Annotated in this window: 18 protein-coding genes; 10 read left to right on the plus strand and 8 right to left on the minus strand. The window is 60.4% G+C overall.

The annotated features are described in order from the left end of the window. Positions 1 to 161 precede the first annotated feature (161 nt). The 4 genes from dnaK (at position 162) to HD598_RS09800 (ending at position 4277) form a co-directional block, all read left to right on the plus strand. Complete coding sequence (dnaK, locus tag HD598_RS09785; RefSeq protein WP_071894825.1) at positions 162 to 2021, plus strand: molecular chaperone DnaK; 1860 nt, start codon at positions 162 to 164, stop codon at positions 2019 to 2021. Positions 2022 to 2035: 14 nt separating this feature from the next. Then, the gene (locus HD598_RS09790) at positions 2036 to 2713 is read left to right on the plus strand and encodes a nucleotide exchange factor GrpE (protein ID WP_183665538.1); all 678 of its coding nucleotides are present in this window, start codon (positions 2036 to 2038) and stop codon (positions 2711 to 2713) included. A 130-nt stretch (positions 2714 to 2843) separates the two neighbouring features. Continuing rightward, positions 2844 to 3833, plus strand: coding sequence for a DnaJ C-terminal domain-containing protein (locus HD598_RS09795; RefSeq protein ID WP_183665540.1), 990 nt, complete (start codon positions 2844 to 2846; stop codon positions 3831 to 3833). A gap of 9 nt (positions 3834 to 3842) precedes the next feature. Then, on the plus strand, positions 3843 to 4277 hold the full coding sequence (locus HD598_RS09800; RefSeq protein WP_409366183.1) for a heat shock protein transcriptional repressor HspR: 435 nt from the start codon (positions 3843 to 3845) through the stop codon (positions 4275 to 4277). Here the strand turns inward: HD598_RS09800 and trmB are convergent. Both trmB and HD598_RS09810 read right to left on the minus strand, forming a co-directional pair. Next, the gene (gene trmB, locus HD598_RS09805) at positions 4274 to 5023 is read right to left on the minus strand and encodes a tRNA (guanosine(46)-N7)-methyltransferase TrmB (protein ID WP_183665542.1); all 750 of its coding nucleotides are present in this window, start codon (positions 5021 to 5023) and stop codon (positions 4274 to 4276) included. The two genes, HD598_RS09800 and trmB, sit on opposite strands and share 4 nt — an antisense overlap. Positions 5024 to 5060: 37 nt before the next feature. After that, entirely contained in the window at positions 5061 to 6623 is a 1563-nt protein-coding gene (locus HD598_RS09810) for a polysaccharide deacetylase family protein (RefSeq protein WP_183665544.1), read from the minus strand. A gap of 171 nt (positions 6624 to 6794) precedes the next feature. Between HD598_RS09810 and HD598_RS09815 the strand changes: the two genes are divergently transcribed. The 4 genes from HD598_RS09815 to clpB all read left to right on the plus strand — a co-directional run bounded on the left by HD598_RS09815 (position 6795) and on the right by clpB (position 11319). Further along, a complete protein-coding gene (locus HD598_RS09815; protein WP_071894830.1) occupies positions 6795 to 7220 on the plus strand; it encodes a YccF domain-containing protein in 426 nt (141 codons plus the stop codon). Between the two features lie 75 nt (positions 7221 to 7295). Continuing rightward, complete coding sequence (locus HD598_RS09820) at positions 7296 to 7775, plus strand: VOC family protein (protein WP_183665546.1); 480 nt, start codon at positions 7296 to 7298, stop codon at positions 7773 to 7775. A 138-nt stretch (positions 7776 to 7913) separates the two neighbouring features. Next, on the plus strand, positions 7914 to 8465 hold the full coding sequence (locus HD598_RS09825) for a YceI family protein (protein ID WP_071894832.1): 552 nt from the start codon (positions 7914 to 7916) through the stop codon (positions 8463 to 8465). A gap of 238 nt (positions 8466 to 8703) precedes the next feature. After that, the gene (gene clpB, locus HD598_RS09830; protein ID WP_183665548.1) at positions 8704 to 11319 is read left to right on the plus strand and encodes an ATP-dependent chaperone ClpB; all 2616 of its coding nucleotides are present in this window, start codon (positions 8704 to 8706) and stop codon (positions 11317 to 11319) included. 81 nt (positions 11320 to 11400) lie between these two features. Here clpB and HD598_RS13785 read toward each other — a convergent pair whose 3' ends face one another. Further along, complete coding sequence (locus HD598_RS13785; protein ID WP_183665550.1) at positions 11401 to 12159, minus strand: septum formation family protein; 759 nt, start codon at positions 12157 to 12159, stop codon at positions 11401 to 11403. Positions 12160 to 12395: 236 nt separating this feature from the next. Between HD598_RS13785 and HD598_RS09840 the strand changes: the two genes are divergently transcribed. Further along, positions 12396 to 12629, plus strand: a complete 234-nt coding sequence (locus HD598_RS09840; protein WP_071894835.1) for a DUF3073 domain-containing protein — start codon at positions 12396 to 12398, stop codon at positions 12627 to 12629. Beyond that, entirely contained in the window at positions 12629 to 13588 is a 960-nt protein-coding gene (locus tag HD598_RS09845; protein WP_183665552.1) for a Sir2 family NAD-dependent protein deacetylase, read from the plus strand. The genes HD598_RS09840 and HD598_RS09845 overlap by 1 nt, the downstream gene beginning before the upstream one ends. Positions 13589 to 13881: 293 nt before the next feature. Here HD598_RS09845 and purM read toward each other — a convergent pair whose 3' ends face one another. From purM to HD598_RS09870, 5 genes are all read right to left on the minus strand, one after another. Then, positions 13882 to 15054: a phosphoribosylformylglycinamidine cyclo-ligase gene (purM, locus tag HD598_RS09850; protein ID WP_183665554.1), complete on the minus strand. Its 1173-nt coding sequence runs from the start codon at positions 15052 to 15054 to the stop codon at positions 13882 to 13884. After that, positions 15051 to 16742: an amidophosphoribosyltransferase gene (gene purF / locus HD598_RS09855; RefSeq protein ID WP_183665556.1), complete on the minus strand. Its 1692-nt coding sequence runs from the start codon at positions 16740 to 16742 to the stop codon at positions 15051 to 15053. The genes purM and purF overlap by 4 nt, the downstream gene beginning before the upstream one ends. A gap of 65 nt (positions 16743 to 16807) precedes the next feature. Next, a complete protein-coding gene (locus HD598_RS09860; RefSeq protein WP_071894839.1) occupies positions 16808 to 17089 on the minus strand; it encodes a hypothetical protein in 282 nt (93 codons plus the stop codon). A gap of 71 nt (positions 17090 to 17160) precedes the next feature. Next, on the minus strand, positions 17161 to 17529 hold the full coding sequence (locus HD598_RS09865) for a sterol carrier family protein (RefSeq protein ID WP_071894840.1): 369 nt from the start codon (positions 17527 to 17529) through the stop codon (positions 17161 to 17163). A gap of 4 nt (positions 17530 to 17533) precedes the next feature. Beyond that, positions 17534 to 18541, minus strand: a complete 1008-nt coding sequence (locus HD598_RS09870) for an asparaginase (RefSeq protein WP_183665558.1) — start codon at positions 18539 to 18541, stop codon at positions 17534 to 17536. Positions 18542 to 18543: the final 2 nt, after the last annotated feature.

Raw genomic sequence — 18543 nt, forward strand, 5'->3', positions numbered from 1 at the left:
CAGAAATCATAGGTGGTTCCGCCCCGTTGTTCACCGGAAGTGAACTTGAGTCTACTTCACTCAACTTTGACTTGACATTGTTTTGGGACTGAGTAAAGTTGAGTCCAGATCGCTCAACTGAGTGAAATTGACCGTATACACATCTCGAAAGAAGGAATGCTATGTCCCGTGCAGTTGGCATTGACTTGGGAACCACGAACTCCGTTGTTTCCGTTCTCGAAGGTGGCGAGCCTACCGTTATCGCAAACGCTGAAGGCAACCGCACCACCCCCTCCGTTGTTGCATTCTCCAAGGGCGGCGAAGTCCTCGTAGGCGACATCGCCAAGCGCCAGGCCGTCAACAACATCGACCGCACCATCGCTTCCGTCAAGCGCCACATGGGCACTGACTGGACCGTAGCTATCGATGACAAGAAGTACACGGCTCAGGAAATTTCCGCTCGTACGCTGATGAAGCTGAAGCACGACGCCGAATCTTACTTGGGCGAAAAGGTCACGGACGCTGTGATCACCGTTCCTGCATACTTCAATGACGCTGAGCGTCAGGCCACGAAGGAAGCTGGCGAAATCGCTGGCCTCAACGTGCTCCGTATTGTGAACGAGCCAACCGCTGCCGCTTTGGCTTACGGCCTGGACAAGGGCAAGGAAGACGAACTCATCTTGGTATTCGACCTCGGTGGCGGAACGTTCGACGTTTCCCTCTTGGAAGTTGGCAAGGACGACGACGGCTTCTCCACCATTCAGGTTCGCTCCACCGCCGGTGACAACCGCCTCGGTGGCGACGACTGGGATCAGCGCGTTGTTGACTGGCTCTTGGCTCAGGCTAAGTCCAAGGGCGCAGACCTCTCCAAGGACAAGATCGCCCTTCAGCGTTTGAAGGAAGCTGCTGAGCAGGCCAAGAAGGAACTTTCCTCCGCAACCAGCACCAACATTTCCCTCCAGTACCTCTCGGTCACCCCAGAGGGACCGGTTCACTTGGACGAGCACCTTTCCCGTGCAAAGTTCCAGGAACTGACCGCTGACTTGCTTGACCGCACCAAGAAGCCATTCAACGACGTCATCAAGGAAGCCGGCATCACGGTTTCTGACATTGACCACGTGGTCCTCGTGGGTGGTTCCACCCGTATGCCAGCCGTGGTTGAGCTCGTCAAGGAATTGGCCGGCAAGGAGCCTAACAAGGGCGTTAACCCTGACGAAGTTGTTGCCGTTGGTGCAGCTTTGCAGGCAGGCGTCCTGAAGGGTGAGCGCAAGGACGTTCTCTTGATCGACGTCACCCCACTGTCCCTCGGTATCGAAACCAAGGGCGGCGTGATGACCAAGTTGATCGAGCGCAACACCGCTATTCCTACCAAGCGTTCTGAGACGTTCACGACCGCTGATGACAACCAGCCATCCGTGTCCATCCAGGTGTTCCAGGGCGAGCGCGAGTTCACCCGTGACAACAAGCCACTGGGTACCTTCGAGCTGACCGGTATTGCTCCGGCTCCTCGCGGTGTGCCACAGATCGAGGTCACTTTCGACATCGACGCCAACGGCATTGTGCACGTCTCCGCTAAGGACAAGGGCACCGGCACCGAGCAGTCCATGACCATCACCGGTGGTTCTTCGCTTTCGAAGGATGACATCGAGCGCATGGTCAAGGAAGCTGAAGAGCACGCAGCCGAGGACAAGAAGCGCCGCGAGGCCGCTGAAACCCGCAACGCTGCCGAGCAGTCCGCATACTCGGTGGACAAGCTCCTCAAGGACAACGACGAGAAGCTTCCTGAAGAGGTCAAGACCGAGGTTCAGGCCGACGTCGACGCTTTGAAGGCAGCCCTTGAGAAGCAGGACAACGACGACGAAGTGAAGGAAGCTTTCGACAAGCTCCAGGCTTCGCAGCTCAAGATCGGTGAGGCTCTCTACGCTTCCGATCAGGCTTCCGCGGCTCAGGGCGGCGAGTCCGCTTCTGCTTCGACGGAACCTGAAGAGGACGTAGTGGATGCTGAAATCATCGACGAAGAGTCTGACAACGAGAAGAAGTAAGAGGGGTTGATCTGATGCCGCACCACGGCAACGAGTTCGAACACGAGGCCGAGGAGCCGGTGCGCTTCACGGATAAGCGCAAGATCGATCCCGAGACCGGGGCTGTCCGCGGTGAATCCGCCGCGGACAGCCCCCAGTCCGGAAACGCTCACGAAGAGGTCTCCCCGGCAGGCGAAGCGCATGACACCGATGATGCGCTCAAGCAGGCCGAAGACATCCTCAACAACGCTTCCACGGATGGTGCCGAGTCAGGTTCTGACGAAGACGCCAACACCCGCGAAGCGGAGCTCCGGACGGATCTTCTGCGGTTGCAGGCCGAATACGTCAACTACCGCAAGCGTGTGGAGCGCGATCGTGACGTAGCTCGCCACGATGCCACTCGCTCCACCTTGTCCCAGTTGCTCCCCGTGCTCGATGACCTCGACGCAGCCCGAGCAGCAGGCGACTTGACCGAGGGACCGTTTGCGTCCATCGCCAACAAGCTGGATCAGATCATTGCGAACGCTGGATTTGAGCGCATCAACGAAGTGGGAGTCGCTTTTGACCCCACCGTTCATGAAGCTCTTATGCAGCAGCCCAATGACGAGGTTCCTGCCGATCACGTAGCCATGGTGCTGCGGAGCGGTTACCAGTTCAAGGAACGCGTGGTTCGCGCCGCACAGGTGGTCGTCTCCACGGGACCGGCTGAATAACGCATGATGAAGAGGTGGGGGCTGAGATACTCGGCCCCCACCACACTTCTTTTGAGCAGTCTTATTTCACAAGAAATACCTGAAACACAAAACTCATACACTTACACATTGATTTGAAAGGAGGCGCCTTGTGGCCAGCCAGGATTGGGTAGAGAAGGACTTCTACGCGGTGCTGGGCGTCTCCAAGGACGCCAGCGCAGCTGACATCAAGAAGGCGTACCGAAAACTCGCCCGCAAATACCACCCGGATACCAACGAAGGTAACGCGGAGGCAGAGGCGAAGTTCAAGGACATCACCGAAGCCAACGCCGTGCTCTCAGACCCGGAAGAGCGCCAACAGTATGACGCCATCCGCGCCATGGGATCAGGCGCTCGCTTCCAAGCGCCGGGCGCCGGCGGAACCGCAGGAACCGGCGGATTTGAGGACATCTTTGGTGACATCTTCGGCGGAGGTGGGGGAGGGCGTCGTCGTACTTCCTACTCCACCGGCGGAACCGGCTTCCCCGGCGGAGGCGTCCCACCAGAATTCGCGGATCTCTTCGGAGGCGGCGGCGGATTCGGTCAGCAAGCCCCCACCAAGGGTCGCGACCGCACCGCCTCCACCACCATCTCCTTTGAAGGATCCATCAACGGCACCACGGTGTCCTTCCGCGAGAACAGCGGCGAAACTTTCGATGTGAAGATTCCCGCCGGAATCAAGGACGGGCAGAAAGTCCGCCGCCAAGGCAAGGGCGAGTCCGGCGCTGCTGGCAATGGTGACCTCATCATCACCGTCAACGTCACGCCTCACCCGTTCTTCAAGCGCGAAGACAACAACCTGCGCATCCACGTGCCCATCACTTTCAGCGAGGCAGCCCTCGGCGGAACCATCGAGGTACCCACGCTGACCGGTGAGGTGGTCAAGGTGAAGGTGGCTCCGGGCACCAGCTCCGGCCGAGTCCTTCGCTTGAAGGGCCGCGGCGTGAAGACGTCCAAGGTCACCGGCGATTTGCTGGTAGTGCTCGATGTTGCGGTTCCACAGAACCTCAACGATGAAGCTCGCGCAGCCATTGAAGCGTTCGCAGAAGCAACCAAGGATGCGAATCCTCGCGAGTCACTTTCTGACAAAGCGAAACTGTAGGAGGCGGCCATGATGGATAAGCACACGCCGATCTACGTCATCAGCGTTGCTGCCGAGCTAGCCGACATGCACCCCCAAACCCTGCGGCAATACGACCGCATGGGTTTGGTCTCGCCCTCGAGGCAGGGCGGCCGGCAGCGGCGCTACTCGCGCCACGATGTGGAGACGTTGCGCGAAGTGCAGAGCCTGTCCAAGGACGGGGTTTCCCTCGAAGGGATCCGCCGCATCTTGGAGCTAGAAAACCAAGTGGACGCCCTGCGCTCACGGGTACGCGAGCTCATGGTGGAAGTGCAAGAACTGCGCATCGACCGCCGTCCCGCCGAGGAACTCGCACGCATTTTCGCCGCCGGAATGGCCGGCGAAGTGGTCACGATGCCCAACACCTACCGGCCCGCGCCGCGTCGTCCGGATTGGTTCTACGGCCCGCTAGCGATCGAACGCTAAGCCTCCACGCGCCGGAACGTTAGATCGTGAATGGTGCGCCCAGCCTTGTGCGCCTTGGTTTCGAAGCTCGTGACAATGCGGCCTTCGAAGCGAGGCGCCCAAGACTCGTGCAAGTTCTCAAAATCGGGGGAGTTCGTCAGGACCTCGAGTATCTGATCGGCGTATTCGTCCCAGTCCGTGGCGAGTCGCCACAGCCCACCGGGGCGTAGCACGCGGGCCACGCGGGCCGCGAAGGCATCGTTGACCAGGCGGCGCTTGTTGTGGCGGGCCTTGTGCCACGGGTCCGGGAAGAACACCCAGACTTCGTCCACGCTGCCGTCGTCCAACACATCAAACACCTCGGGTGCGTTCGCCTGAACGCACCGCACGTTCGTCAGCCCGGCCGTCCCGGCCTTGAGCATGAGCTGTGCAAGACCTGGCCGGTACACCTCGACGGCCAAGAAGTTCCGCTCCGGCTCTTCCGCAGCCCGAGCCACCATCGCTTCGCCCAGCCCTGACCCGACCTCAATCACGAGGGGAGCGGTCCGCCCGAAGTGAGCTGCGTCGTCGAAATCAAAATCCTTGCTGACCGAAGTGTCCGCAATATGCCGCGGCACCTCAATGAGGAACTGGTCCGCGTATTTTTCCCACGCGCTGAGGCGGCGGCCCTGCAGACGCGTGCCGCGGCGCACGAAAGACACTGGCTCCGAACGGTAGAGATCGGAATCGAACTTGCTCGACGGAGTTGCGTCACCCTCAAAAGTCATGCGTCAAGCTTAGTGAACTTCTGACGGCAACCGCGCGCTATTTTGGTGCCGGCCCCGTGCTGTACACCACGCCGGCGGCGGGATTTTTGGATGCAAGCAGCTGCGAGACCGTGACGAACTGGTAGCCCTGCGCGCTCAGTTGCTTGAGAATCTCGGGGACGGCGTTCACGGTGCTTGAGTGAATGTCATGCATCAGCACAATCGCCCCCGCGTGGGCGCCGGTGACCGCCTCATCCACCACGGCGGCCGCGTTGCGCGACTTCCAATCCAGCGTGTCCACGTCCCACAACACCACGGGGCTGTGTGTGAGCTGGTTGACCGTAGGACTTGTCGCGCCGTACGGCGGCCGCACGAGCTGCGGTGCGTAGCCCAGCACGTTGGAAATGGCGTCCGAGGTGCTCTCCAGCTCATCGCTGACCCCGTCCTCGCTGAGCGTGGGCAAGGATCGGTGGCTCCATGTGTGATTGCCGATCTCATGCCCCTCGGCGGCCTCGCGCATCAGCGTCTCGGTGTACCGGTCCACGTTGGAACCCACCACGAAAAACGTGGCCTTCGCGTTGTATTCGCCCAGCGTATCCAGCAGTTGCTTCGTGTACGGGCCCGGGCCGTCGTCAAACGTGAGCGCGATGCACTTGGTCACCGCGCAATCCACGCTGGACTGGCTTGGCGGGGCGGCCGCGTCCGGCGGAGCGGTCACGGTTCCGGGGGCTTCACTGCTGACCACAGAGGACGACGACGCAGCTTGCGTAGAGGTTTCCGCGCTCATTCCCGCGGTGCGCACCTTTTTGCCCGCCTCATTCAAGAGCGGCTCAAGATCCGCGGCGGCGATAGTGATGACCGGTGCACCGACGGCTCCCGCGGCCACGGTGTATTCATCAAACTCGAGTAGGCCGTTTCCGGCGGAGTCGAAGTTCAGCGAATCCAGGTAGGTCTCATCGACGTCGGCAAGAGCGTCCGGAAAGACATCGGGGTGCTTGGAGAGTGCGGTCTTGGCGAGTTCAAGAAGCTTGGCCCACGCGGCGTCATCCGTGAAGAGGTCTTTGGTCTCTAGAGCCTGGTGTTCTTGCGGCAAGTACCAGAGCGTGTGATAGCTCGCGGCGCCGGAAGCCCCTAGGAATTCGTAGGCTTCGAGTCGAATGCCAATGGCTTCCTCGGTGGAAGCCGTGAGGACGGGCTGGACGTTGAGTTCAGCGGTGGCGACGCCGGAGTCATCGCCCTCACCGCGGGCTTCTTGGTACCCCGAAATCCACTCTTCGATCACCCTGAGCTGCGCTTCGGAGAGCTCGGCGTGACCGGCCATGCTGAACCACCGATAGAACACCCGCGCGTCGTTGAGGGAGGCGCTTTCTGTGTTCAGCTCGGCGTTCGCGGTGGAAGACAGCGTTGTCTCCGGGGCGCCGGGCGCGGTGGCAATGGGAACCGGCGTGGTGATGGCGGCAGAGTCGCTGTTGCTGCTGCTGTCAGCAGTATTGTCCGTCGAGGTTGGCGCCGTGCACGAGGTCAGGATCAAGGCGCTTGAAGCGACACCTGCCAGCATCCAGGCGGCGGGTCGGGTGGAGTGCTTTCGGGCTTGGCTGAACCATTGGACGGGGCGACGCATACTTCTTAGTCTGCTCCGCGCGCGCTCCCACTCAGGGCACTTTCGAGGGGGTTTGGATCAATTGTTATCTAACTGTTGTCTCCCACGCCGCGTTCCTCGGAGGGAATTTCAGGGTAACTTTCAGGGTTTCGCGGGGTATCTTGAGCGCGCTGTTTGGGATTAGATGGAGATATGAGAAATGGCCTGTTAAGTACTGTCCTGAACGTCATCTGGTTGCTCTTCGGTGGATTGTGGCTGGCACTCGGCTATTTCGTGGCCGGAATTATCTGCTGCATTCTGATTGTGACCATCCCCTTCGGCATTGCTTCCTTCCGCATTGGGCTGTACGCGCTGTGGCCATTCGGGCAAACCATCGTTGATCGTGGCCCCGCACCGGCACCTTTCTCCACGATCGGCAACGTCCTGTGGATCATCGTGGCCGGCTGGTGGATTGCACTGGGCCACATCCTGACCGCCATCCCGATGTTTGTCAGCATTATTGGCATCCCGCTGGGCATCGCGAACCTCAAGCTCATCCCCGTGTCCTTGGTGCCGCTGGGCAAAGTGATTGTGCCGAGCGATTCGCTGTACCCGCGCTACGAGCACTACAGCCGCTAAACCCCACACCCGTTTGGCCTCAGACCGAGCAACACACTCCAAGTACCTGAAAATCAGTACGGAACGGAAGACATCATGAAAGCACTGGCAACCTGCCTCTGGTTTGACGGCAACGCCTCGGAAGCCGTGCGCTTCTACACGGAGCTGTTCCCGAATTCCTCTTCCTCCACGCTCATGGCGTCGCTGGACGCTCCGAAGGAAGCCGGCAACGAGCCGCTGCTGATCAACTTCACGATCAACGGCCAAGCGTTTCAGGCCCTCAACGGTGGCCCGCACTTTAGGCCCAACGAGGCGGTCTCTTTTGTGGTGTCCTGCAAGGATCAGGCGGAAGTGGATTACTACTGGGACGCCATGACGGCCGACGGTGGCGCGGAGTCCATGTGCGGGTGGCTCAAGGACAAATACGGCTTCTCGTGGCAGATTGTCCCCGAACGGTTGGAGGAACTCATGACTACCTCCGATCTGGCGTCCCAGCAACGAATCATGGATGCGTTCATGAAAATGAGGAAGCTGGAAATTGCCGTTATTGAGGAAGCCGCTGCGGCGTCGTCGTAAGCCAACGAAACACAAAGCAAGAAATTGTTATCTTCACTCGAACAATTACGGCTATTCTGAGAAAAGCCGTAATTAAGTCGCGAGCACTACTTGGCACCTTGCCGTTGGGACGCCCGCGCCAACAGAAAGGCAAGAGACATGACGGATCTTGATTCAAGCCTCAGTGGCGTATGGAACTTGGACCCTTCCCACTCCCGTGTGGGCTTTCAGGCTCGCCATGCCATGGTGACGAAGGTTCGCGGCGCATTCAATGACGTCCAAGGGCGGATTGAACTGGACGCGCAGAACATCTCCAACACCAAAGTGGACTTCAAAGTTCGCGTTGAGAGCATTGATACGCGTAACGCCGACCGCGACAACCACCTGCGCACCAACGACTTCTTCGATGCGCAGACGCACCCCTACATCACGTTCGTCAGCACCAACGTTGACCAGGTGGATGAGAACTCGTTCATCGTCTCCGGTGACCTGACCATCCGTGGCGTCACCAAGCCAGTGACCGTACCGCTCGAACTCACGGGCATTCAGAAGGACCAGAACGGATCCTTGCGCGCAGGCTTCGAAGGCTCGCGCCGCATTGATCGCCGCGACTTCGGACTCGAATGGAACGTGGCACTGGACCAGGGAGGCGTCTTGGTTTCCGAGCGCATCTCGCTGGAATTTGAACTTTCCGCAGTCAAAGAGGGCTAGCTGACAAGAGCTATCGCACTCTAGGTTTTTCCACATCAGGTGGGGCATATGAACGCTTTCGGGCGAGCATCGGCCCCACCTTTTGTTTTCCCCGAAAACCTTCCAAAAAATCCTTCGCTCACAGGGAACAAACCTAGCCGCTCCATAGTTGAGTGAAGTAGACTCAAGTTTAGAACGTGTGGTGAGCGGCGTCGTCGTACTGACTGACGCAACGCAACCAGAAAGGACACCCAAACTAGTGGACACCAAATTCACCACCAAGAGCCAAGAAGCTCTTTCCGCGGCGGGGATGAATGCATCCACCGCCGGAAATCCGCAAGTGGAGCCCGCGCACTTGCTCAAAGCACTCATGGACCAGCGCGAATCCGTCGCCGTCGCCCTCCTCAAGGCCGCCGGCGTAGAACCGGACGTGGTTTCCTCGCAAGCCAGCGCCGCCATCAAGTCGCTGCCCGCATCCTCGGGAACGTCCGTGGCCCAAGCGCAATTCTCGCGTGGACTTCTGCAGGTCGTTCAGGCCGCGCAGCAAGCCGCCGAGCGCTACGGGGACACCTACGTGTCCACCGAGCACCTCATCATCGGACTGGCCGCTGACAACGGCAAAGCCGGCGAAGCGCTCCGGAACTCCGGTGCCACGGCCGACGCGCTCAACGCCGCGCTGCCCGGCATCCGCGGAGACCGCAAAGTAGACAACCCGGACCCGGAAAACACCTTCCAAGCCCTCGAAAAGTTCGGCACCGACCTGACGTCCATCGCCCGCGGTGGCAAACTGGACCCGGTCATTGGCCGCGACCAGGAAATCCGCCGCGTGGTGCAAGTGCTCTCGCGCCGCACCAAGAACAACCCCGTGCTCATCGGTGAGCCCGGCGTTGGTAAGACTGCGGTGGTGGAAGGACTCGCCCAGCGCATGGTCGCTGGCGACGTCCCCGAGTCGCTGCGCGGCAAAACCTTGATCAGCCTTGATCTGGGTTCGATGATCGCCGGTGCTAAGTACCGCGGCGAATTCGAGGAACGCCTCAAGGCCGTCCTTGAAGAGATCAAGTCCTCCGACGGGCAGATCGTCACGTTCATCGACGAGATCCACACCGTGGTGGGCGCAGGCGCTTCCGAAGGCGCCATGGACGCGGGCAACATGCTTAAGCCCATGCTGGCCCGCGGCGAGCTCCGACTCATCGGTGCCACCACTTTGGACGAGTACCGAGAGAACATCGAGAAGGATCCGGCGCTTGAGCGCCGTTTCCAGCAGGTGTACGTGGGGGAGCCGAGCGTGGATGACACCATCGCAATCCTGCGTGGACTCAAGGAACGCTACGAAGCACACCACAAGGTGTCCATCGCGGACTCCGCGCTGGTGGCGGCAGCGTCTCTTTCTGACCGTTACATTTCGGGGCGTCAGCTCCCGGATAAGGCCATTGACCTCGTGGACGAGGCCGCGTCTCGACTGCGCATGGAGATTGACTCCGCTCCGGAGGAAATCGACCAGCTCCGCCGTGCCGTGGACCGACTGACCATGGAAGAGCTCGCCCTCGAAGGTGAAACGGACCCATCCTCCGTGGAACGCTTGGCGGCCCTTCGCGAAGAAATGGCCAACAAGAAGGAAGAGCTGGATTCGCTCAACGCCCGTTGGGAATCTGAGAAGGCCGGCCTGAACATGGTGGGCGATCTCAAGGTGCAGCTGGACGAACTACGCTCCCAAGCGGAGAAGTTCCAGCGCGACGGAGAACTGGAGAAGGCTTCGCGCTTGCTCTACGGCGAAATCCCGACGCTCGAGAAGCAACTCGCTGCAGCTCAAGCCGAAGAGGCCTCCGATGTTCCTACCGAACTCATGGTCTCCGAAGAGGTCACCGCGGACGACATCGCCGAAGTGATCCAGGCGTGGACCGGCATTCCGGCTGGCCGCATGCTCATGGGCGAGTCCGAGAAGCTGCTGACCATGGAACAGCACTTGGGTGAGCGGTTGATTGGTCAGAAGGCCGCTGTTGAGGCGGTCTCCGACGCCGTCCGGCGCGCCCGCGCTGGCATCAGCGACCCCAACCGTCCCACCGGTTCCTTCCTGTTCCTCGGCCCCACCGGCGTGGGTAAGACGGAACTCGCGAAAGCGCTCGCGGACTTCCTCTTCGATGATGACCGTGCCATGGTCCGCATCGACATGTCCGAGTACAGCGAAAAGCACAGCGTCTCGCGATTGGTCGGTGCCCCTCCGGGGTACGTGGGCTATGACGAGGGCGGCCAACTGACGGAAGCCGTGCGTCGTCGTCCCTACTCTGTAGTGCTTCTAGACGAAGTGGAGAAGGCTCACCCAGAGGTCTTCGACATCCTCTTACAGGTCCTCGACGACGGCCGCTTGACCGATGGCCAAGGCCGCACCGTGGACTTCCGCAACGTCATCCTGGTGCTGACCTCCAACCTGGGCAGCCAGTTCTTGGTGGATCAGACGCTGGATGGTGAGGCTAAGAAGAACGCGGTCATGGCCGTGGTGAACGCGTCCTTCAAGCCGGAGTTCTTGAACCGACTCGACGACGTCATCATGTTTGATCCGCTCTCCCTCGAGGACTTGAGCCACATCGTGACGCTGCAAGTGAAGCTCTTGAGTGACCGCCTGGCGAGCCGCCGCTTGACCCTCGAGGTCACAGGTGGCGCCTCCGATTGGCTCGCGTTCACCGGCTACGATCCCGCGTACGGCGCGCGGCCGTTGCGCCGCTTGGTGCAGCGTGAGATCGGCGACCGCTTGGCGAAGGCCTTGCTGTCCGGCGAAATCCGCGACGGCGACAAGGTTCTGGTGGGCGTCAACGAGAACGGCGACGGGCTGACCGTCACTGGCTCGCAGGCTGTTCAGGCCACGCAGGCTGCTCAGTAGCGCTCAGCAGCGCAGGCAAAAAAGAAGAGCGTTTGTCCGGCATGTTGTCCGGGCAAACGCTCTTCTTGCGCTTAGGGGTGCTTAATCCTTCGCGCTGCTGCTTGCTTTACTACTACTTGCTTTGCTGCTGGACGTTCCGGATTTCTTCGCAGAGGACGACGACGCAGCCCCGGTTACGCTGGCAGCTGCGGACGAGTTGAGGGGCAAGAGAGAGGTCTTGGTGGTTGATCCCTCGGACTTCAAGAAGCAGACGATCTCACGGTCGCCGTCAGCCCAGGAGTCTTTCGAAGGGCGGCTGTACTCGTAGCGCCAGTCGGCGGTTCCTAGTGAGGCGACGTTCAGGGTGATGGCCTTGCACGCATCGAGTCCGGAGGCGCTGACGTTTTCACTGCCGGGGTACTCTTCCGGCTGGTTCTCAAGCTTCGGAAGGCCGATCAACTGCGCGTTGTGGTCCGTGGTGCACGTGACCACGGTGGCTTTGTCGAGGGGTCCGGTGAATCCGCGGACACAATCTCCCAGCCGGAGCTGATTGGCGGGAACGTTCTTGGCGATGATGCCATCAATTCCGGGGGTGGCGCTGCGGGAGACGGTGGGCTCTTCCGCCGTCGTATTTGCTGAATTGTTCCAGACGTTGAAGATGCCGATCGCAATGAGCGCGACCACCACGAGTGCTGCCACAAGGGCAACGATTCGCTTGCCAGTCCACCCGCTGCTTGGCGGAGTGTCCGAAGTTTCGGGCTCTACCTCATGGGGTTGATTGGCGATATCGAAGATCTCGTTGCTGAGTTCTGGCTTACCGTTGGCAGGAGTTTGCTGTGGTTCGGGAGATTCGTTGTTCACTTTTCATCCGGAATCGAGTGAAATGGTTTCTCTTCCACTTTACGTGACGGGGCAAGGCGGCAGTGTGTGGGCTTGGTGGCATGGGCTCTGACGAGGGTCGTTGCTGGTGTCAAAAGCGGCAATTAAGGGGTAAACGTGTTAACCTTTACCTACGAAAGAATTGATCAGTTCTTCCGGGGCCTCTCCCGCACAGCCGGGGGACCACCTCCGGATCGAGAAAAAAAGGGGGTCACGCCATGGGGCGCGGCCGTCAGAAGGCGAAAGCTACGCGTCAAGCCCGGGACATTAAGTACTACTCCCCGGCTACTGACCTGACTGCACTGGAGCGTGAACTTGGGGGAGCTCGCACCACGAGCAACCGCAATGTCACTCCTGTCGCAAAAGACGATTACGACGAGGATGACTACTCGACGTATGAGGACAAATACGCCAACTATGACGACGAGGATGACACCCGTCGAATTGGCTGATGTCCGCCTTTAGTAACCCCAACGATCCATTCTTGGGTTCCGGCCATCAAGCCGCATTACGCTCAATCGCTCGAGTAGTTCACGAGACCACCACAGCACACGATCCATCGTGGGCCTTGGAGGGAATTGTTGAAATGCTCGAGCGAAAGCGCGTTTTGGTGCTAACTGGTGCCGGCGTTTCCACCGACTCTGGAATTCCTGACTATCGCGGACCCAACGGTTCGCTCAAACGTCACCGTCCTATGACGTACCAAGAGTTCATGAATGATCCCGCTGCCCGTCACAGGTACTGGGCGCGATCCTTTGTGGGCTGGCGGCATGTGGCTAAAGCCCAACCGAACTTCGTTCACTACGCCATCGCTGCCCTTGAAGAGCGCGGCTTCGTGAGCGGCGTCGTAACTCAGAACGTGGACGGCCTGCACCTCGATACCGGAACAAAAACTCTCATTCCGCTGCACGGCGATCTCTCCATGGTGGAGTGCCTGAACTGTGGCGCCGTCGAGGACCGCGTAGCCTTCGATGAACGACTCGAAAGCGCCAACCCGGGATACCTCGAACGCATCAATCTGGATCCGTTGGCGGTTAATCCTGACGGCGACGTGGCTCTCTCTGATGAGCACGTTGCTGCGTTCCACATGATCTCTTGCTTGGTGTGTGGCTCTACGGAGCTCAAACCCAACGTGGTCTACTTTGGCGAATCCGTTCCCAAAGCCCGCAAGCAGCAAGTCAAAGAACTCGAAGAGCAAAGCACCGCGCTCTTGGTGGTGGGTTCATCCTTGGCCGTGATGAGCGGCTACAAATTTGTGCTGGATGCTGAGAAGGCTGAGCGGAAGATCGGCATCATCAACGGCGGCCCTGGCCGCGGCGACGTCAAAGCCACCTACCTCTGGCGAACCCAGGTAGCCCCCGCGATGCAACAGGTCCTGGACGCCCTCTCCATCAAGCTCCCGACGAGCTAGTCCCGCTGGCCTTCTCGAATCCATCTGGCCACAAGGCGCAGACGCCCCATGCTCTTAGCTCCACCCGAAGCGTTTCCACCCCCATGCGCGGCCAAATTTCTACAACTTTTTCGAGTTTCCTCGTCGCAAAGTGTTCTCACAGAGGCCGAGTTGTAGCGAAGTGGCCTCGCATGGGTGGGTGGATTTTCGATCAACGTCAGCGCACAAAAGAAACGTCCCTGGACTTGCAGTTTCGTGGGTGAAAAAACCACGAAACTGCAAGTCCAGGGACGAATGCGTTTCTAGAAGAGTCCTTATGCGAGAGCGTAAGCGCTCTGCATGACCACGGTGCCGCCGTCTACGCCCTTGGCGCCCTGGACCACGTCAAGTGGGTGCAGGTGCTCGAAGGACGCAGCCTTCGTGGCGTCGAGGGTCTCTACGGAGCCCATGACCCACGCGGTCACGCCGCGGGCCGCCAAACGCGCGATGGTGGCGTCAGCTGCTACAGGGTCAACGATGGCAACCATGCCCACGCCCAAGTTGAGCGTGCGCTCGAGGTCGTGCAGTGGCACAGCGCCGAGCTGAGAGATCAAAGAGAAGACAGGCGGCAACGCCCACGTGGAGCGATCCACGTTGGCTACCAAACCGGCAGGAAGCACACGTGCCAAGTTAGCGGCAAGGCCGCCACCGGTGATGTGGCTCAAACCGTGCAGTGGTGCCAATGCCGGATCCGGCGAAGGCTGCGCGCCGTTGAGGTGGCGGATCAGATCAAGGCAGTCGCCTGCATAAACCTTGGTAGGTTCAAGCAACTCTTCGCCGAGGGTACGGCCGAGTTCGCTGACTTCACGGTCGAGCGCCCAACCAGCGTGGTTGATGACGCGACGGACCAGGGAGTAACCGTTGGAGTGGATACCGCTAGACGCCATGGCGATGACTACGTCACCTGGACGGACACGGTCCGGGCCAAGGACCTGATCAGCTTCAACGAGGCCGGTAGCCGCGCCAGCGACGTCGTACTCGTGCTCGCCCAACAATCCAGGGTGCTCAGCGGTCTCGCCACCCACCAGAGCCGTACCGGCTTCTTGGCAAGCTGCTGCGATGCCGCTGACGATAGCCGCGATGCGCTCGGGAACAACCTTGCCGCAAGCGATGTAGTCGGTCATGAAGAGCGGCTCAGCACCCACCACAACGATGTCATCGACGACCATTCCCACGAGGTCAAAGCCAATCGTGTCGTGCTTGTCCAAAGCCTGAGCAATCGCCACCTTGGTGCCCACACCATCAGTGGAGGTAACCAAGAGCGGACGACGGTACTTCAAGAGCGCGGAAGCGTCATAGAGGCCAGCGAAGCCGCCCACTCCGCCAATGACGGAGGAATTGTGGGTGGCCTTGATGGCGCCCTTCATGAGTTCAACGGCGCGATCGCCGGCTTCTACGTCAACTCCGGCGGAGGCGTACGTGATGCCCTGTGGTACCTCTGACGTCATGCTTGGGATCCTTCCGGAGCGGTGGTTGCGGCCTTGATGGGCTCGCGGTCTTGAGGGGTGAGATCTGCTTCGAACTCGGCGTCTGGGCCGGGATCGCAACCGCCTTCGTAGGCGTCCATCTTGGCCGACTCTTCGGCGGAGATGATGGAGGTGATTTCGGCTACATCAGACGCTGGTCCAGCAGCCGGAGCGGAAGAAACAGCGGAAGATGCTGCGGAGGAAGCGATGGAACGCTCCAACAAGTCCTTGCCGAGTCGGTCCTTGTTCGGCAACTCGATGGGGTACTTACCCGTGAAGCACGCGGTGCACAAGCGTTCGCGCGGCTGCTGGGTAGCGGCAATCATGCCGTCCTCGGAGATATACGCGAGGGAATCAGCGCCGATGGACTGCGTGATCTCGGCGATGGTAGCGCCGTTGGCGATGAGCTCCGCACGCGAGGCGAAGTCGATGCCGTAGAAGCAAGGCCACTTCACAGGTGGGGAGGAAATCTTGACGTGAACCGCGGCTGCGCCAACTTCCCGCAGCATGCGCACAATGGCGCGCTGGGTGTTGCCGCGAACAATCGAGTCATCCACCACAATCACGCGCTTGCCCTTAATTACGGGCTCCAAAGCGTTGAGCTTCAATCGAATACCCAACTGGCGCAGCGTCTGTGATGGCTGGATGAACGTGCGTCCCACGTAGGCGTTCTTGACGAAGCCGTGCGCAAACGGGATGCCGGATTCTTCCGCGTAGCCAATGGCGGCGGGGGTTCCGGACTCGGGAACAGGGATGACAATGTCACCTTCGGCGGAGTTTTCGCGAGCCAGCTGGCGGCCCATCTCCACACGGGATTCGTAGACGGAGCGCGCGTTGATGGTGGCGTCCGGGCGGGCCAGGTACACGTACTCGAAGACGCAACCGGCAGGCGTTGGAGCGCCGAAGTGCGTGGAGCGAACGCCGTTTTCGTCGATGGCGATCATTTCGCCCGGCTCGATCTCACGGATGAAGCTTGCGCCCACGGTTGCGAGACCGGCTTGCTCAGAGGCAACTACCCATCCGCTTTCAAGACGTCCCAGGACCAAAGGGCGCACGCCATAGGTGTCGCGCGCCGCGTACAGGGTGGTCTCATTCATGAACACAAAGCAGAATGCGCCGCGAAGCTTAGGAAGCAGCTCGAGCGCGGTCTCTTCAAAGGTCTTGGAGGCTTCACCCTTGAGCAGCGCGGTCACCAGAGCGGTGTCCGTGGTGTTGCCCTGAGCGATTTCACCGCGTGGGCTGGAGCCCTGTTCGTCGGTGACCATGCCCATGAGCTCGGCGGTGTTGATGAGGTTGCCGTTGTGTGCGAGGGCGACGGTGCCGTCGATCGTGGCGCCCAACGTCGGCTGCGCGTTGGCCCAGTGGCTTGCGCCGGTAGTGGAGTAACGGCAGTGGCCCACGGCCATGTGGCCCGTCAGAGCGTTGAGAGTGTTCTCATCAAAGACCTGAGACACCAGGCCCATGTCCTTGTAAACACTGATGCGCTGGCCGTCGCTCGTGGCAATACCAGCGGATTCTTGGCCTCGGTGCTGGAGCGAGTAGAGGCCGTAGTAAGCGAGCTTGGCTACTTCCTCTCCGGGAGCCCAAACACCGAAGACACCACATTCATCCTGTGGTCCCTTTTCACCGGGAAGTAGATCGTGCGAAAGTAAGCCATCACCGCGTGCCATGGGGACTATTCTCTCATTCTTCGCAGGTATGAATCCCGCGCAATAACTGGGTGGAAAAGGGGGAACTAGTTTTCGTCGATTTCGACGGCTGTGAGTCGCGTGGACTTTCGTGCCAAGACGCGGTCCAGGATGAGGTAGATGATGGATCCGAGGCCGGCCCCGATCATTCCCAAGATGATTGCGAAGTAGCCAAAGATGGATTGGTCGGTGAACTCATCTGTGGTGCTGTTGAATCCCAAGGTCACGATGAGTGCAGCAAGTACGCCCAACAGTGCGCCGCCCACGAGGAACGGCCAGAACTTGGGGGACAAGCGAACATTGACATCGATCTTTGCGGGAGAAGACATGCAATAAGGGTACCCGCAACCACTTCGCGAGCTCTCCTTAGTGACTGCCAAAAAACGTGAGTTTGACGGCATTAGAGGGGTAGGAGGGCGGCCAGATCCGCTCGCAGCCCGGAGGCGCTCACTTTTCCTAGTACGACGGCGCCGCTCCAGTCTTGGTGCCCCGTAGCCAGTTCCAGCCAGGTTTCGGCGTCCATTTCGACGACGTTGGGTGGGGTTCCGCGGGTATGGCGCGGGCCTTCGATGCATTGCGTGACGCCAAAGGGTGGGACGCGAACCTCCACGGAGTTCCCGGGCGCGCGCTCGGCGAGCTCTTCCAGCAAGTAACGCACGGCCATGGCGACGGCCGGACGCGGAAGCGTTTGGCCGCTTTCTCGCGCGCGCAACCACTGGCTTACGGCGAACTGACCATCCTCAGGTGAGATGCGGCGTCGTACTGCCAACGAACTAAGCCTCCAACAATTCCAGCACCGGACGGGCCAGCGTCAAGCGGCCCTCAGGCTTGCCGCCGCCGAGGACTTCCGGAACCACCTTGGGCAGGACGTCGCGGACGGCATCCGCGGACACGGCACCAGCGTTGGCCAAGAGCGTCAGTCCCACAAGGGTGGCGGCGCGGCCGTTGCCGTCGAGCATCTTGACGGCGCACGCGGTACCGTTCGGGGCGCCCAGGATCAGCACGCCCTCGGCGCCGAGCTTCGCGATCACTTCAAGCTCTTCCATGACCACAGTGTTCTCTTCGCCGTGGCCCTGAACGGCCCACGGGTAATCGAGCATTGCGGTGGCAATCGTGGCGGCGCGGGCATCAGAGGCCTTATTGCCAGGAGCTGCGGCCAGCATAGACGTCGCGCGGGCCAAGCCCAACAGCTCGATCGCTGGGACCGGGGCGCCGCAACCGTCCACCGCGACGTTAGCGAGGGAGGAGCCAGTGACCTCTTCGATGGTCTGCAAGATGGCCTGCTGAAGCGGGTGCTTGGGGTCCAGGTAATTCTCGATGGGCCAATCGTTCTCGACGCACGCCATCAGGAATGCGGCGTGCTTGCCCGAGCAATTGAACGCCAAACGGTTTGGCTCACCCGTAGTACGAGCCATCTCGATGCGGGACTCGGAATGCTTGGGCCACGCAGTGGGGCACTGGAGGGCGGACTCGTCCAAGCCAGCAAGGTGCAACATATCCAAGACCGCGCTCTGGTGCTCCAGAGAACCCACGTGGGACGCCGACGCGAGCGCCACGTGTGCGCCGCGCAACGGAACACCAGCACGCATGACGGCAAGAGTTTGGAAGGGCTTGAGCGTGGAGCGCGGGAAAATCGAGGCACGAGCGTCGCCCAACTCCGTCACCACGGTTCCGTCCGCGTTGACCACCACGGCCGCGCCGAGGTGCCGGGATTCCGCCCACCCATTGCGTTCGACGATGGCCAATTCTTCAGAGCGCTGCGAAGTCAGGGGGTAAGACATAT

This window comes from Neomicrococcus aestuarii, assembly GCF_014201135.1.
GTDB lineage: Bacteria > Actinomycetota > Actinomycetes > Actinomycetales > Micrococcaceae > Neomicrococcus > Neomicrococcus aestuarii.